This window comes from Burkholderia sp. NLJ2, from assembly GCF_049487195.1.
Taxonomy (GTDB): domain Bacteria; phylum Pseudomonadota; class Gammaproteobacteria; order Burkholderiales; family Burkholderiaceae; genus Burkholderia; species Burkholderia pyrrocinia.
The window spans coordinates 2,210,659-2,225,037 of the sequence record NZ_CP137808.1; the positions used below are offsets into that span (position 1 = coordinate 2,210,659).

The following is a 14,379-nucleotide window of genomic DNA, read 5'->3' on the forward strand; positions in this document are numbered from 1 at the left end:
TCGTCGTCGTTTGGATCATTTCAGTTGATAGGCCGGATCCATCAGCAGCGCCTCGAGATACGCGCTGCCGGTCGAATCCGTGTCGATCGCCGCGACCGGCGACACCGGCAGGACCGCGTGCTGGAGCTGAAGCTCGGTCGACAATCCCGCGATCGCCTGCGGCCGTGCACGATATTGCGCAAGCCAGCGTTCGAGATCGAAACGCAGGCCGCCGCGTGCGGGCTTGGCCGGCGCGCCGCGCATGCCGGCGGCGGACGCCGCGTCGACCACCGGCATCGCGTGCGCACGCGCATTCGGCGGCGGCGCCATCGGTTGCGCCGGCGGCCGCATGCCGGCCGTCTCCGTCGCGCGGAACAATTGCTCGACGAACTGCTTGCGCGCGAGCAGCGTGGTGCTGTTGATCCACAGCGCGCCGCCCGGCCAGCCCTTCACGTTCGGCGGATAGAACAGGTTCTGCCCGAGCGTGCGCACGGTGTTCGCGAGCATCTGCGGATCGCCGTACGCGACGTCGAACAGCCGCACCGACCCGACGACGAATTCGGCCGGCGACTTGATGAGCACGCCGCGGTTGCGCGGATCCCAGAACGCGTCGGTCGACCACAGCGCGGCGAGCGCCGCGAGAATGTCGTAGCCGCTCGCGCGAAACCGCTCGGCCACGAGATCGAGCGCGCCCGCGTCGGGCGTATCGGACACGAACTCGCGCCACAGCTTGCCGACGATGAAGCGCGCGGTGCCGGGCCGCTTCAGCAGGATGTCGAGAAAGCCGTCGCCGTCGAGCGGCCCCGTCTCGCCGAGAATCGTCTTGTCGCCCGCATCGTGCAAATCCGGCCGCACCTGGAAACGCAGCGTATCGGGATCGATCGTCCAGCCCGTCATCGCGCGCGCGGCTTCCGTCACGTCGTACTGCGTGTAATGCCCTTCGCCGAGCGTGAACAGCTCCATCACCTCGCGCGCGAAATTCTCGTTCGGGCGCCCCTTGCGATTGCTCGCGCCGTCGAGATACTGCAGCATCGCCGGGTCCTTCGCGACCGCATGCAGCAGCGTGCCGAAGTTGCCGAGCGCCTCGCGGCGAAACAGCGCGTTCTGCGCGGCCATCGTTTGCGGATAAGGCACCTTGTCCTGCCCCGACGTGAAGTGCCCGTGCCAGAACAGCGTCATGCGTTCGGTCAGCGGCGACGGCGTCACGATCATCTCGTTGACCCACGCCGCGCGCAACGCATCGTAGCGGCGATCGCGCTCGCGCTGCTCGTCGCGCCGCATGTCGGGTGTCAGCGCCTGGCGCTGCGCGCGCGTCGGCGGCAGCTCGGCGAGCCAGTCGGGCCATGCCGTGACGGGTTCGCGGCGAACATTGCCGAGCGTGTCGGCCACGACCTGCGCGCGCGTCATGCCGACGATGCGCGCGACGTCGGCGGGCGCGGGAGAGAAACCGGTGCGGCTCAGGAAAAACAGCGCATCGTCGGCGTCGAGCGCCAACTGCATTGCGGGCGACGGCGCCGGTGCGGCAGCGTTCGCTTTCATCGTCATGGACTCCCGGAGCGCACCGGCGGTGCGGATGCCGGTACAACGGCAATCGGCAGGCGAAAGTTGACGGAAAAAGTGCTACGAATTTTTTCCGCGCGGTGTGTTCCGCGCAGGACGACGACGGCACGCTTCAGCGCTTGTACAACTCGCGAACGGCGTCTTCGATGTGCTGGCGCAAAATGTGGCGCTCCTCGGGCGTCATGTGCCCGTCGCGGCGGCGCTGTTCGAGATCGGGCGGCACGGCGGAACGGACCGGCATCTCGGCGGTACGGTCGGGTTGCGGCGCTTTGCCGCGCGGCAGCTTGCGCGACGGTGCGCCCTGCTCGGGGCGCTGCGCATACGAGAAGTTCGACGCATACGGACCGGCAAGCGCGATCGTCAGCATCAGTGCAATCCGGGCAGATCGCATGACCGTCCTCGCTTCTTTGGTCGATTTGTTCCCTTCGTCACGCGGCAACCGGCTACCTCTGGTACTTGAAAAACCCTGCGGAATTCGGGTGTGCAAAGATGAAAGATGGAGTGCAGGGGAGTATCTACCGAATTTCGGCTTCGAGTAAAGGAATCTCTATAGCCTGCCTTTACTCGGCACGACACTACGGGTAAATTTTGTAACTGACTGTAACGCGAGAAAATACGCGGCCGTGCGCCAATTCCCATTCGCGATAAGATGCCGATCATGGAAACGAAAAACCCCTCCAAGATTCTCGTCGTCGACGACGACCCGCGCCTGCGCGATCTGCTGCGCCGCTATCTCGGCGAGCAGGGTTTCAACGTATATGTCGCGGAGAACGCGACCGCGATGAACAAGCTCTGGGTCCGCGAGCGTTTCGACCTGCTCGTGCTCGACCTGATGCTGCCGGGCGAAGACGGCCTGTCGATCTGCCGCCGCCTGCGCGGCAGCAACGACCGAACGCCGATCATCATGCTCACCGCAAAGGGCGAGGACGTCGATCGCATCGTCGGCCTCGAGATGGGCGCCGACGATTACCTGCCGAAGCCGTTCAACCCGCGCGAACTCGTCGCGCGCATTCATGCGGTGCTGCGCCGCCAGGCGCCGGCCGAACTGCCGGGCGCACCGTCGGAAACCACCGAGGTGTTCGAGTTCGGCGAGTTCTCGCTGAACCTCGCCACCCGCACGCTGACGAAGTCCGGCCAGGAAATTCCGCTGACGACCGGCGAATTCTCGGTGCTGAAGGTGTTCGCGCGTCATCCGCGCCAGCCGCTGTCGCGCGAGAAGCTGATGGAGCTCGCGCGCGGCCGTGAATATGAAGTGTTCGACCGCAGCCTCGACGTGCAGATTTCGCGCCTGCGCAAGCTGATCGAACCGGATCCGGGCAGCCCGCGCTTCATCCAGACCGTCTGGGGCCTCGGCTACGTGTTCATTCCGGACGGCGCCGCCTGATTTTTTCTTTTCCGGTTTCGCCCGCCCACGGCCCGTCCCATGCGTATTGACCGGCGCCTCCTGCAGCTCGCGTTCGGCGGGCTGTTCTGGCGCACCTTCCTGCTGATCGCGCTGCTGATCTCGGTCAGTCTCGCCGCGTGGTTCCAGAGCTTTCGCGTGATCGAGCGCGAGCCGCGTGCGCAGCGCGTCGCGCTGCAGCTCGTCGCGGTCGTGAAGCTCACGCGCACCGCCCTGCTCTATTCCGATCCCGATCTGCGGCGCGCGCTGCTGCAGGATCTCGAGAGCAACGAGGGCGTGCGCGTTTACCCGCGCGAGAAAACCGACAAATTCAAGCTGCAGCCCGACGAATCGCTGAACCGCCTGATCGAGCACGACATCCGCAGCCGCCTCGGCGACGATACCGTGATCGCGCAGTCGGTCAACGACATTCCCGGCGTGTGGATCAGCTTCAAGATCGACGACGACGATTACTGGGTCGCGCTCGACCGCGACCAGCTCGACAACGTCACCGGCCTGCAGTGGGCCGGCTGGGGGCTGTTCGCGCTCGCGCTGTCGCTGTTCGGTTCCGCGTTCATCACGAGCCTCGTGAACCGGCCGTTCTCGCGGCTCGCGCTCGCCGCGCGGCAGATCGGCTCGGGTCAGACGCCCGAGCTGCTGCCCGAGCGCGGGATGGGCGTCGCGGCCGAGACCAACCGCAGCTTCAACCAGATGGTGCGCGACCTCGAACAGCTCGAGGCCGACCGCGCGCTGATGCTCGCGGGCATCTCGCACGACCTGCGCACGCCGCTCGCGCGGCTGCGCCTCGAAACCGAGATGAGCCCGTCCGACCAGGCGACCAAGGACGCGATGGTCGACGACATCGAGCAGATGGACCGCATCATCGCGGCCTTCATCGACTACGCGCGCCCGTCGCAGCGCAGGCCCGAGCCCGTCGACCTGTCGTCGATCGCGCAGGAAGTCGCCGCGCGCGCATCGGGCGAGGACGGCGTCGAGATCCGCACACGGCTTGCGGCGAGCGCAATCATCGAAGCCGACGAGACCGACATGCGCCGCGTGATCGGCAACCTCGTCGAGAACGCGCGCAAGTACGGCCAGAGCAAACAGGACGGCATCTCGCGCATCACGCTCGAGACGCGCGTGTCGCACACGCGAGTCGAGCTGTCGGTGAGCGACGAAGGCCCCGGCATCCCCGAAGATCAGTTGCCGCTCGTGATGCGGCCGTTCTATCGCGTCGACACCGCACGCACCAAGGCGGACGGCACGGGCCTCGGGATGGCGATCGTGCTGCGGCTCGTCGGCCGCTATCGCGGCGCGCTGCGCCTGCGCAACCGCAACCCCGAAGCGGGCCTCGAAGTCACGCTCGAATTCCCCGGCGCCGGCAAGGCGCGTGCGACTGCGTGACGCGCTCGCGCACGCTTCCTGCGCTTCACACTATCGATCCGGTTGACAAAAACTATGGGGATCGTTAGTCAAAATCTATTGAAGCGCTTTACTAATAGTGCTACAGTCTCCCCCATGCTGTCACACCATCGTTGCAGCACCGAGGTAGCTTGACTCAGTCTTCTTCCCAACTCATACAGGAGTATCCGCATGAAAACCGTGGGCGATAAACTCGAAGCTTTCACCGTCGTAGCCGCGAAGCCGGGCTTCAATCATCACGAGGAAAACGGCCAGTCGGCGTTCGAGACCGTCACCGAAGCATCGTTCCCGGGCAAGTGGAAGATCATCTACTTCTATCCGAAGGATTTCACGTTCGTGTGCCCGACGGAAATCGTCGAGTTCGCGAAGCTCACGAAGCATTTCGAAGAGCGCGACGCCATCCTGCTCGGCGGCAGCTCGGACAACGAATTCGTCAAGCTCGCATGGCGCCGTGAGCACAAGGACCTGAACAAGCTGAACCACTACTCGTTCGGCGACGTCAAGGGCGAACTGATCGACCAGCTCGGCGTGCGCGACAAGGAAGCCGGCGTGGCCCTGCGTGCAACGTTCATCGTCGATCCGGACAACACGATCCAGCACGTTTCGATCAACAACCTGAACGTTGGCCGCAACACGGACGAAATCCTGCGCATTCTCGATGGCCTGCAAACGGACGAACTCTGCCCGTGCAACCGCGCTGTCGGCGGCTCGACGCTGTAAGCGTCGATGCATCGAAGCCCGCGGCGCATGTGCTGCCTGCGGGCTTTTTTAACGGCCAACCCATAGGAGATATCAATGGAATTCATCGACTCGATTAAAGCGCGCATCCCTGACTACGCGAAGGACATTCGCCTGAACCTCGACGGCACGATCTCGCGCTCGTCGCTCGAAGGCACCGACGCGGTCGGCGTCGCGCTGGCGGCGGCGATCGCGGCAAAGAGCACGGTGCTCGTGAAGACGATCCGCGAAGCCGGCGTGCTGTCGCCCGAAGAGACGAACGCCGTACTGACGGCGGCCGCGCTGATGGGGATGAACAACACCTGGTATCCGTATGTCGAGATGGCCGACGACGCCGACCTGAAGACGCAGCGCGCCGAGCTGCGGATGGGTGCGTATGCGACGCACGGCGGCGTCGACAAGCGCAAGTTCGAGATGTACGCGCTCGCCGCGTCGATCGTCGGCAAGTGCCACTTCTGCGTGAAGTCGCACTATGCGCTGCTGAAGAACGAGCAAGGGATGACCGTCACGCAATTGCGCGACGTCGGCCGCATCGCGTCGGTGATCAACGCCGCCGCGCAGGTGATCGCTGCCGAAGGCGAGTAATTGGCTGCATGAGCGGTTTCACCGCGCGACCGGCAGCCATATGCCGGAGCGGCCGTCGCTCCAAACGAAAATGCCACGCCAATGCGTGGCATTTTTCATTTCCGCAGCACAGCGCGCGGAACGAACCGCGCGCCGCCACCGCCGGGCGTCAGCCGCCCTGCCTGACCAGCAGCGCGGCGGCCTGCGCCTCGATGCCCTCGCCGCGGCCGAGATAACCGAGCTTCTCATTGGTCTTCGCCTTCACGTTCACGCGATCGAGCGGCAGCCCGAGATCGGCGGCGATGTTCGCGCGCATCCCGTCGATATGCGGCGCGAGCTTCGGCGCCTGCGCAATCACGGTACTGTCGACGTTCTGGATCGTGAAACCGGCCGCCTTCACGCGGGCGACGCACTCGCGCAGCAGCACGCGGCTGTCCGCGCCCTTGAACGCCGCGTCGGTGTCGGAGAAATGGCGGCCGATGTCACCGAGCGCCGCCGCGCCGAACAGCGCGTCGGTGATCGCGTGCAGCAGCACGTCCGCGTCCGAGTGGCCGAGCAGGCCGCGCTCGTACGGAATCGTCACGCCACCGATGATGAGGGGGCGCCCCGGGATGAGCTGGTGCACGTCGTAGCCTTGTCCGATTCTGAAATCCATGCGTGTTCCGATTGAGATGGGGTGAAAGTCAGGAAGCGTTCGCGGAGCGCGCGAGGATCGCTTCCGCGAGCGCGAAATCTTCCGGGTACGTGACCTTGAAGTTGCGCAGGCTGCCCTGCACGACGCGCGGCGTATGGCCGGCCCATTCGATCGCGCTCGCTTCGTCGGTCAGGTCGTGCCCTTCGCGCTGCGCGCGCAGGATGGCCTCGCGCAGCATGCCGATGCGGAACATCTGCGGCGTCTGCGCCTGCCACAGCGCGTCGCGCGATTCGGTGCGCGCGATCGCGTCGCCGCCGGCCGGCACGCGCTTGAGCGTATCGGCCACCGGCAGCGCGACGATGCCGCCGACCGGGTCGTCCTTCAGCGTCGCGACGAGCGTGCGGATCAGCTCCGGCGTGATGCCCGGGCGCGCGGCATCGTGCACCAGCACCCAGTCGTGGTCGGTCGCGCCGAATTCGGTCAGCTCGAGCAGCCCGTTCAGCACCGACGCCTGACGCGAGCCGCCGCCGCAGCGGCGCACCGCGAAGCGCAGGCCCGCGAAGCGGCGCGCGTCGAAATGGGAATCGTCGGGCGCGAGGACGACGAGCGTCTGCGCGAATTCGCTGCACGCGTCGAACGCGGCGAGCGTGTAATGCAGGAGCGCGCGGCCGGCCAGCGTGCGATATTGCTTCGGCACGGCCGAACCGGAACGGCTGCCCGTACCGGCACAGGGAATCAGGGCGAAAAGTCGGGGAGTCACGAAAGGAAACGCCGGAAAAATGAAATCGAGAAGTGGATTTTATAATAGGTCTTTCGTCTCGACCGGCGCACCGCGATGCGCCCGTGCACGCCACCCCTGCCGTCCCTATGCCAGATAACGATTCCAACCCGTCCGCCTCGCCCGTTGCCCGCGTCAAACCCGGCCAGCGCTTTGCCTTCGACGGCGCGCACGGTTCCGCCGACGCGCTCGCCATCGCCCGTTATCTCGCCGACAACCGCCAGGGCGTGCCGCTCCTCGCGGTGATCTGCGCGAACGCGGTCGACGCGCAGCGGCTCTCGCAGGAAATCCGCTACTTCTCGCCCGACGCGCGCGTGCGCCTGCTGCCGGACTGGGAAACGCTGCCGTACGACACGTTCTCGCCGCACCAGGACCTCGTGTCCGAGCGGCTCGCGACGCTGCACGACCTCGGCGAAGGCCGCTGCGACATCCTGCTCGTGCCCGCGACCACCGCGCTGTACCGGATGCCGCCCGCGTCGTTCATGGCCGCGTACACGTTCGCGTTCGCGCAGGGCGAACGGCTCGACGAGGCGAAGCTGAAGGCGCAGCTCACGCTGGCCGGCTACGAACATGTGAGCCAGGTCGTGCGACCCGGCGAATACTGCGTGCGCGGTTCGCTGATCGACCTGTACCCGATGGGTTCGCCGCTGCCGTACCGGATCGACCTGTTCGACGACCAGGTCGACTCGATCCGCGCATTCGACCCCGACACGCAGCGCAGCCTCTACCCGGTGCGCGACGTGCGGCTGCTGCCCGGCCGCGAGTTTCCGTTCGACGAAGCCGCGCGCACGGCCTTCCGCAGCCGCTGGCGCGAGACCTTCGAAGGCGACCCGAGCCGTGCGCCGATCTACAAGGACATCGGCAACGGCGTGCCGTCGGCCGGCATCGAGTATTACCTGCCGCTGTTCTTCGACGAAACGGCCACGCTGTTCCACTACCTGCCGCAGGACGCGCACCTCGTGTTCACCGGCGATCTCGAAGCCTCGATCCGCCGCTTCACGGCCGATACGAAGCAGCGCCACGCATTCCTGTCGCACGATCGCGAGCGGCCGATCCTCGAGCCGCAGCGCCTGTTCCTGTCCGACGAGGATTTCTTCGCATTCGCGAAGCCGTTCGCACGCGTCGTGCTGCCCGCGCAACCGGCCGGCGGCTGGGCGACCGCGCTGCCCGAGCTCACCGTCGACCGCCATTCCGACGATCCGCTCGCGTCGTTGCGCACGTTCGTCGAATCGTCGGGCAAGCGCGTGCTGCTGACCGTCGAATCGGCCGGCCGCCGCGAGACGATCCTGCAACTGCTCGCCGAACATCACCTGCGCCCCGCGTCGAACGACCACTTCGCGGGCTGGATCGCGAGCGACGAACGCTTCGCACTCGGCGTCGCGCCGCTGTCGAGCGGCTTCGCGGTGCCGGGCGAAGGTTATGCGATCGTCACCGAAACCGAGCTGTACGGCGCGCTCGGCCGCCGCGCGGGCCGCCGCCGGCAAGAACAGGCCAGCAACGTCGACGCGATGGTGCGCGACCTGTCGGAGCTGAAGGTCGGCGACCCGGTCGTCCACGCGCAGCACGGCATCGGCCGCTACATGGGCCTCGTGTCGATGGATCTCGGCGAAGGCGAGACCGAATTCCTGCATCTCGAATACTCGGGCGACAGCAAGCTCTACGTACCCGTCGCGCAATTGCACGTGATCTCGCGCTACAGCGGCGCCGATCCCGACAGCGCGCCGCTGCACGCGCTCGGCTCCGGCCAGTGGGAGCGCGCGAAGCGCAAGGCCGCGCAGCAGATCCGCGACACGGCCGCCGAGCTGCTGAACCTGTACGCGCGCCGCGCGGCCCGCGAGGGCCACGCGTTCGCGCTCGATCCGCGCGACTACGTGAAATTCGCGGAAAGCTTCGGCTTCGAGGAAACGCCCGACCAGGCCGCGGCGATCGCGGCCGTGATCGGCGACATGACGAGCGGCAAGCCGATGGACCGCCTCGTGTGCGGCGACGTCGGCTTCGGCAAGACCGAGGTCGCGCTGCGCGCCGCGTTCATCGCGGTGCTGGGCGGCAAGCAGGTCGCGTTGCTGTCGCCCACGACGCTGCTCGCCGAGCAGCACACGCAGACCTTCGCCGACCGCTTCGCGGACTGGCCGGTGCGGATCGTCGAGCTGTCGCGCTTCAAGACAGCGAAGGAAGTGAACGCGGCGATCGCGCAGATCAACGAAGGCACGGTCGACATCGTGATCGGCACGCACAAGCTGCTGTCGTCGGACGTGCAGTTCAAGCGTCTCGGCCTCGTGATCATCGACGAGGAGCACCGCTTCGGCGTGCGCCAGAAGGAAGCGCTGAAGGCGCTGCGCGCGGAAGTCGACGTGCTGACGCTCACCGCGACGCCGATCCCGCGCACGCTCGGGATGGCGCTCGAAGGGCTGCGCGATTTCTCGGTGATCGCGACCGCGCCGCAGAAGCGGCTCGCGATCAAGACCTTCGTGCGCCGCGAGGAGGAAAGCGTGATCCGCGAGGCGATGCTGCGCGAGCTGAAGCGCGGCGGCCAGGTGTATTTCCTGCACAACGAGGTCGAGACGATCGAGAACCGCAAGGCGATGCTCGAGGAACTCGTGCCCGAGGCACGCATCGTGATCGCGCACGGCCAGATGCACGAGCGCGAGCTCGAACGCGTGATGCGCGATTTCGTCGCGCAGCGCGCGAACGTGCTGCTGTGCACGACCATCATCGAAACCGGCATCGACGTGCCGAGCGCGAACACGATCATCATGCACCGGTCGGACAAGTTCGGCCTCGCGCAGCTCCACCAGTTGCGCGGCCGCGTCGGCCGCTCGCATCACCAGGCCTATGCGTACCTGCTGGTCCACGATCCGCAGGCGCTGACCAAGCAGGCGCAGCGCCGGCTCGAGGCCATCCAGCAGATGGAGGAACTCGGCTCGGGCTTCTATCTCGCGATGCACGACCTCGAAATCCGCGGCACCGGCGAGGTGCTCGGCGACAAGCAGTCGGGCGAGATCCACGAGATCGGCTTCCAGCTTTATACGGACATGCTGAACGACGCGGTGAAGGCGCTGAAGAACGGCAAGGAGCCCGACCTCACTGCCCCGCTTGCCGCGACGACGGAAATCAACCTGCATGCGCCCGCGATCCTGCCGGCCGACTACTGCGCGGACGTGCAGGAGCGGCTGTCGCTGTACAAGCGTCTCGCGAACTGCGAGCACGGCGACGCGATCGACGGCATCCAGGAGGAACTGATCGACCGCTTCGGCAAGCTGCCGCCGCAGGCGCACGCACTCGTCGAGACGCACCGGCTGCGCATCGCCGCGAAGCCGCTCGGCATCGTGAAGATCGACGCGAGCGAGGCCGCGATCGGGCTGCAGTTCGAGCCGAATCCGCCGATCGATCCGATGCGGATCATCGACATGGTGCAGAAACACCGCCACATCAAGCTCGCGGGCCAGGACAAGCTGCGCATCGAAACCCGCTCGCCCGATCTCGCGATCCGCGTGTCGACGATCAAGGAAACGCTGCGCGCGCTCGGTCCGAAACAGGGAGCGGCCGCCGCGGCGCGCTAACGGGGCGGCGATGCTGCACCGCACCGCGCCCGGCGCAGGCGGGCCGACGCGTTTTTGAGTATGATTTTCCCATTCATCAGACGGAGTTTTGCCATGTCCACTCTCGACGCGACGGCGCCGTCCGCCGCAACCCAAGGCGACGCATCGCTGGTCAGCCTGCCCTGGGTCAAGCAACTGGTGTCGATGGACACGACGAGCCGCGTGCCGAATCTCGGCCTGATCGAAACGGTGCGCGACGCGCTCGCCGCGAAAGGCATCGCATCGACGATCACGCACGATCCGCGCGAAGGCTGGGCAAACCTGTTCGCGACGGTGCCCGCGCACGACGGCTCGACGAACGGCGGCATCGTGCTGTCGGGGCATACCGACGTCGTGCCGGTCGACGGCCAGCAATGGGACAGCAACCCGTTTGCACCTGAAATCCGCGACGGCCGCCTGTACGGTCGCGGCACCTGCGACATGAAGGGCTTCATCGGCACGGCGCTCGCGCTGTTGCCCGAGATGCAGGCGACGAAGCTCGCGAAGCCGATCCATTTCGCGCTGTCCTACGACGAGGAAATCGGCTGCGCGGGCGCGCCGCTGATGATCGCCGACCTCGTCAAGCGCGGCGTGCAACCGTCCGGCTGCATCGTCGGCGAGCCGACCAGCATGCGGCCGATCATCGCGCACAAAGGCATCAACGCGTACCGCTGCTGCGTGCGCGGCCACGCGGCGCATTCGTCGCTGACGCCGAAGGGGCTCAACGCGATCGAGTACGCGGCACGCCTGATCTGCCACATCCGCGACATCGCCGAGCGCTTTCGCGCCGAAGGCCCGTTCGACGAGCTGTACGACGTGCCGTTTACGACCGCGCAGACGAGCACGATCCAGGGCGGCAACGCGATCAACACGGTGCCGGCCGAATGCCGGTTCGACTTCGAGTTCCGCAACCTGCCGACGCTCGATCCCGAGCAGATCTTCACACGCATCGAAGCGTATGCGCAGGAAACGCTGCTGCCGCAGATGCTTCGCGAGCATCCGAATGCGGCGATCGAGTTCTCGAAGATCGCCGCGGCGCCCGGGCTCGACGCGACCGAACAGGCCGCGATCACGCAGCTCGTGCGCGCGCTGACGGCCGACCAGGACAAGCGCAAGGTCGCATACGGCACCGAGGCCGGCCTGTTCGAACGCGCGGGCATCCCGAGCGTCGTGTGCGGGCCCGGCAACATCGAGCAGGCGCACAAGCCGAACGAATATGTCGAGCTCGCGCAGCTCGCCGGCTGCGAGCAGTTCCTGCGCAAGTTCATCCGCAGCATGTCGGTCGACGCGCACTGACTGCCTCCCGCCACGCCGGCCCGCGTGTGCGGGCCGGCCCACTCTGCCACCCGCCACGTCATGTCGACTGACCAACAGGGCACTGCCCATACGACGATCGACGGCGAGCCGATTCCGACGCTCGACGAAATCGCCGCGCAGCATTTCGCGTTGTCGCCCTGGGTCGCGCGCACGCCCGTGTTCGAACGCGCCGACCTGCCGTCCCTCGAGGGCACGCATGTCAACTTCAAGTTCGAACTGCTGCAGGTGAGCGGCAGCTTCAAGGCGCGCGGCGCATTCACGAACCTGCTCGCGCTCGACGAGGCACGCAAGGACGCCGGCGTCACCTGCGTGTCGGCCGGCAATCATGCGGCGGCCGTTGCATATGCGGCGATGCGGCTCGGCAGCAGCGCGAAGGTGGTGATGTTCCATACCGCGAGCCCGACGCGCATCGCGCAGTGCAAGCAGTACCGTGCGGAAGTCGTGCTCGCGGGCAGCGCATCGCAGGCGTTCGATCTCGTGCGGCGGATCGAGGCCGAAGAAGGCCGCTTCTTCATCCATCCGTTCAACGGCTATCACACGATCCTCGGCACCGCGACGCTCGGCTACGAATGGGCGACGCAGACGCCCGACCTCGACGCGGTGATCGTGCCGATCGGCGGCGGCGGGCTCGCGGCCGGCATGGCGACCGCGCTGCGGCTCGCGAATCCGCGCGTGCACGTGTACGGCGTCGAGCCGGAAGGCGCCGACGCGATGAGCCGCAGCTTCGCCGCGAATCACACGATCAAGATGAGCGCGATGCAGACGATCGCCGATTCGCTGATGGCACCGCATACCGAGGAATACAGCTACCAGCTGTGCCGGCGCCACGTCGACCGCATCGTCACCGTATCCGACGACGCGCTGCGCGCCGCGATGCTGTTCCTGTTCTCGCACCTGAAGCTGTCGGTCGAACCGGCATGCGCGGCCGCACTCGCCGCGCTGCTCGGCCCGCTGCGCGAAACGCTGCAAGGCAAGCGCGTCGGCGTGCTGCTGTCGGGCACGAACACCGACCCCGGCACGCTCGGCATGCATCTCGCGCACGCGAAACTGCAGCACTGACCGCGCGCCGGGCGCAAGTGGACCAACCTAGGGTTATCCCCAGATTATGTTGACAGCCCTGTTGATAACCCGCCGAACAAGCACGCAAGTGGTTGAGCGCGCAGCGTTTTGCGCGCGCGAAGGTCGATCGACACGAATTGGGCAGATGCGGCCGCTATGGGCTGCAATGTGGCGGCACGGCGCGCGGCCGTCGATCGCCGCCGTGGCAATCGCGCTGCTCGCCGGTTGCGCGGCACCGCCCTCGCCCGTCGTCAGCGCGCAGCCGGCCTGCACGCAGCCCGGCGAAAGCCGCATGCTGCAAGCAGACCTGCTGTTCGGGCGCGACATCGCGGGGCGCGGCCCCGTTACCGATACGGAACGCGCCGCATTCCTCGCCGACACGGTCACGCCGCGTTTCCCCGACGGCCTCACCTACTGGGACACGCACGGCCAGTGGCGCGACCGCGCGACCGGAGGGATCACACGCGAAGACAGCTTCGTGATCCGTATCGTCGCCGACGATACGCCCGACATGCATGCGCGGCTCGCCGCGATCCGGCAAGCGTACGTGGAGCGATTCCGGCAGCAATCGGTCGGCATGACGCTCGCGCCGACCTGCGCGTCGTTCTGACGGCACGATGCGCCACCGCCGTCACAGCATCCGTTTCAGCACATCGTTCTTCGACACGAAGTGATGCTTGAGCGCGGCCCCCGCGTGCAGCGCCACCAGCAGCGCGAGCGTATAGCAGGCCGCGCGGTGAAGCACGAACCAGTGCTCGGTGACGGGCCCCGCGGCGAACGGTGTCCGGATGTAGAAGACGCCGAACAACCAGTAGCCGTCGGGCACCATCACGAAGCCACTGAACAGCACGAACGCGATCAGCGCGTAGATCAGCGAGTGGACGACGTGCGCGATCGCGCGCTGCTTCGCGGGAATCGCGTCGAGTTCGGGCGGCGCGTCACGAAAGAACGTCCACAGATAGCGGACCGGAAACAGCACGATCAGACACGACGCGAGCGACATGTTGAGCGTCGACACGAACTTCCAGATCGCCGGATCGCGGATGAAATGCAACGAAAAACCGGCCGCCATCGTATAGAGAATCACGACGGCGAAAACCCAGTGCAGCGTGCGCGACAGCGCGTCGTACCGGCGGCGCGGCACGGCCGGCGCGATGCCCGGCAGCATGACGGTTGACATAAAGGACTCCTTTGCGGTGGCACGGCGGCCGATGCGATCGCCGTGCTCTTGGAAAAGGAGCGAGTGTCTCGCGCACTGCGTCGCGCGCAAACGATCCTCAGCAATTCCTCAATGCGGCACGCACCCTTTCGCCGCATGCGCAGGCCGCGGCAAACAAAACGGGCGCCCGAAGGCGCCCGTCGCATGCCG

Annotated in this window: 13 protein-coding genes; 8 read left to right on the forward strand and 5 right to left on the reverse strand. The window is 66.7% G+C overall.

Going from position 1 to position 14,379, the window contains the following annotated elements; all coding sequences use genetic code 11:
* Positions 1–15: 15 nt before the first annotated feature.
* Together R9B84_RS10145 and R9B84_RS10150 are read right to left on the reverse strand one after the other, a co-directional pair.
* Complete coding sequence (locus tag R9B84_RS10145) at positions 16–1,518, reverse strand: DUF1800 domain-containing protein (protein WP_423757867.1); 1,503 nt, start codon at positions 1,516–1,518, stop codon at positions 16–18.
* 133 nt (positions 1,519–1,651) lie between these two features.
* Positions 1,652–1,930, reverse strand: a complete 279-nt coding sequence (locus tag R9B84_RS10150) for a hypothetical protein (RefSeq protein ID WP_423757868.1) — start codon at positions 1,928–1,930, stop codon at positions 1,652–1,654.
* Between the two features lie 258 nt (positions 1,931–2,188).
* Between R9B84_RS10150 and ompR the strand changes: the two genes are divergently transcribed.
* From ompR to R9B84_RS10170, 4 genes are all read left to right on the forward strand, one after another.
* Positions 2,189–2,923 (forward strand): two-component system response regulator OmpR, encoded by a 735-nt coding sequence (gene ompR / locus R9B84_RS10155; RefSeq protein ID WP_006478565.1) that lies wholly within the window; start codon positions 2,189–2,191, stop codon positions 2,921–2,923.
* Positions 2,924–2,962: 39 nt separating this feature from the next.
* Complete coding sequence (locus tag R9B84_RS10160) at positions 2,963–4,324, forward strand: ATP-binding protein (RefSeq protein ID WP_423757869.1); 1,362 nt, start codon at positions 2,963–2,965, stop codon at positions 4,322–4,324.
* 189 nt (positions 4,325–4,513) lie between these two features.
* Positions 4,514–5,062 carry a peroxiredoxin gene (locus R9B84_RS10165; RefSeq protein ID WP_262533361.1) on the forward strand — a complete coding sequence of 183 codons (549 nt, stop codon included), beginning with the start codon at positions 4,514–4,516 and terminating at the stop codon, positions 5,060–5,062.
* 75 nt (positions 5,063–5,137) lie between these two features.
* Complete coding sequence (locus tag R9B84_RS10170) at positions 5,138–5,665, forward strand: carboxymuconolactone decarboxylase family protein (protein WP_006478562.1); 528 nt, start codon at positions 5,138–5,140, stop codon at positions 5,663–5,665.
* A gap of 148 nt (positions 5,666–5,813) precedes the next feature.
* On the opposite strand, the gene ispF is transcribed toward R9B84_RS10170, so the two are convergent.
* Positions 5,814–6,299 (reverse strand): 2-C-methyl-D-erythritol 2,4-cyclodiphosphate synthase, encoded by a 486-nt coding sequence (gene ispF / locus R9B84_RS10175; RefSeq protein WP_423757870.1) that lies wholly within the window; start codon positions 6,297–6,299, stop codon positions 5,814–5,816.
* A gap of 28 nt (positions 6,300–6,327) precedes the next feature.
* Positions 6,328–7,038, reverse strand: coding sequence for a 2-C-methyl-D-erythritol 4-phosphate cytidylyltransferase (ispD, locus tag R9B84_RS10180; protein WP_423757871.1), 711 nt, complete (start codon positions 7,036–7,038; stop codon positions 6,328–6,330).
* A gap of 107 nt (positions 7,039–7,145) precedes the next feature.
* On the opposite strand from ispD, the gene mfd reads away from it, so the two are divergent.
* The 4 genes from mfd to R9B84_RS10200 all read left to right on the forward strand — a co-directional run bounded on the left by mfd (position 7,146) and on the right by R9B84_RS10200 (position 13,620).
* Positions 7,146–10,616, forward strand: a complete 3,471-nt coding sequence (gene mfd, locus R9B84_RS10185) for a transcription-repair coupling factor (protein WP_423757872.1) — start codon at positions 7,146–7,148, stop codon at positions 10,614–10,616.
* A gap of 93 nt (positions 10,617–10,709) precedes the next feature.
* Positions 10,710–11,930 carry an acetylornithine deacetylase gene (gene argE, locus R9B84_RS10190; protein WP_034181171.1) on the forward strand — a complete coding sequence of 407 codons (1,221 nt, stop codon included), beginning with the start codon at positions 10,710–10,712 and terminating at the stop codon, positions 11,928–11,930.
* 60 nt (positions 11,931–11,990) lie between these two features.
* Entirely contained in the window at positions 11,991–13,010 is a 1,020-nt protein-coding gene (locus R9B84_RS10195) for a threonine/serine dehydratase (RefSeq protein WP_423757873.1), read from the forward strand.
* 145 nt (positions 13,011–13,155) lie between these two features.
* On the forward strand, positions 13,156–13,620 hold the full coding sequence (locus R9B84_RS10200) for a DUF3574 domain-containing protein (RefSeq protein WP_423757874.1): 465 nt from the start codon (positions 13,156–13,158) through the stop codon (positions 13,618–13,620).
* 21 nt (positions 13,621–13,641) lie between these two features.
* Here the strand turns inward: R9B84_RS10200 and R9B84_RS10205 are convergent, their stop codons facing one another.
* Positions 13,642–14,190, reverse strand: coding sequence for a cytochrome b (locus R9B84_RS10205; protein ID WP_423757875.1), 549 nt, complete (start codon positions 14,188–14,190; stop codon positions 13,642–13,644).
* Positions 14,191–14,379 lie beyond the last annotated feature (189 nt).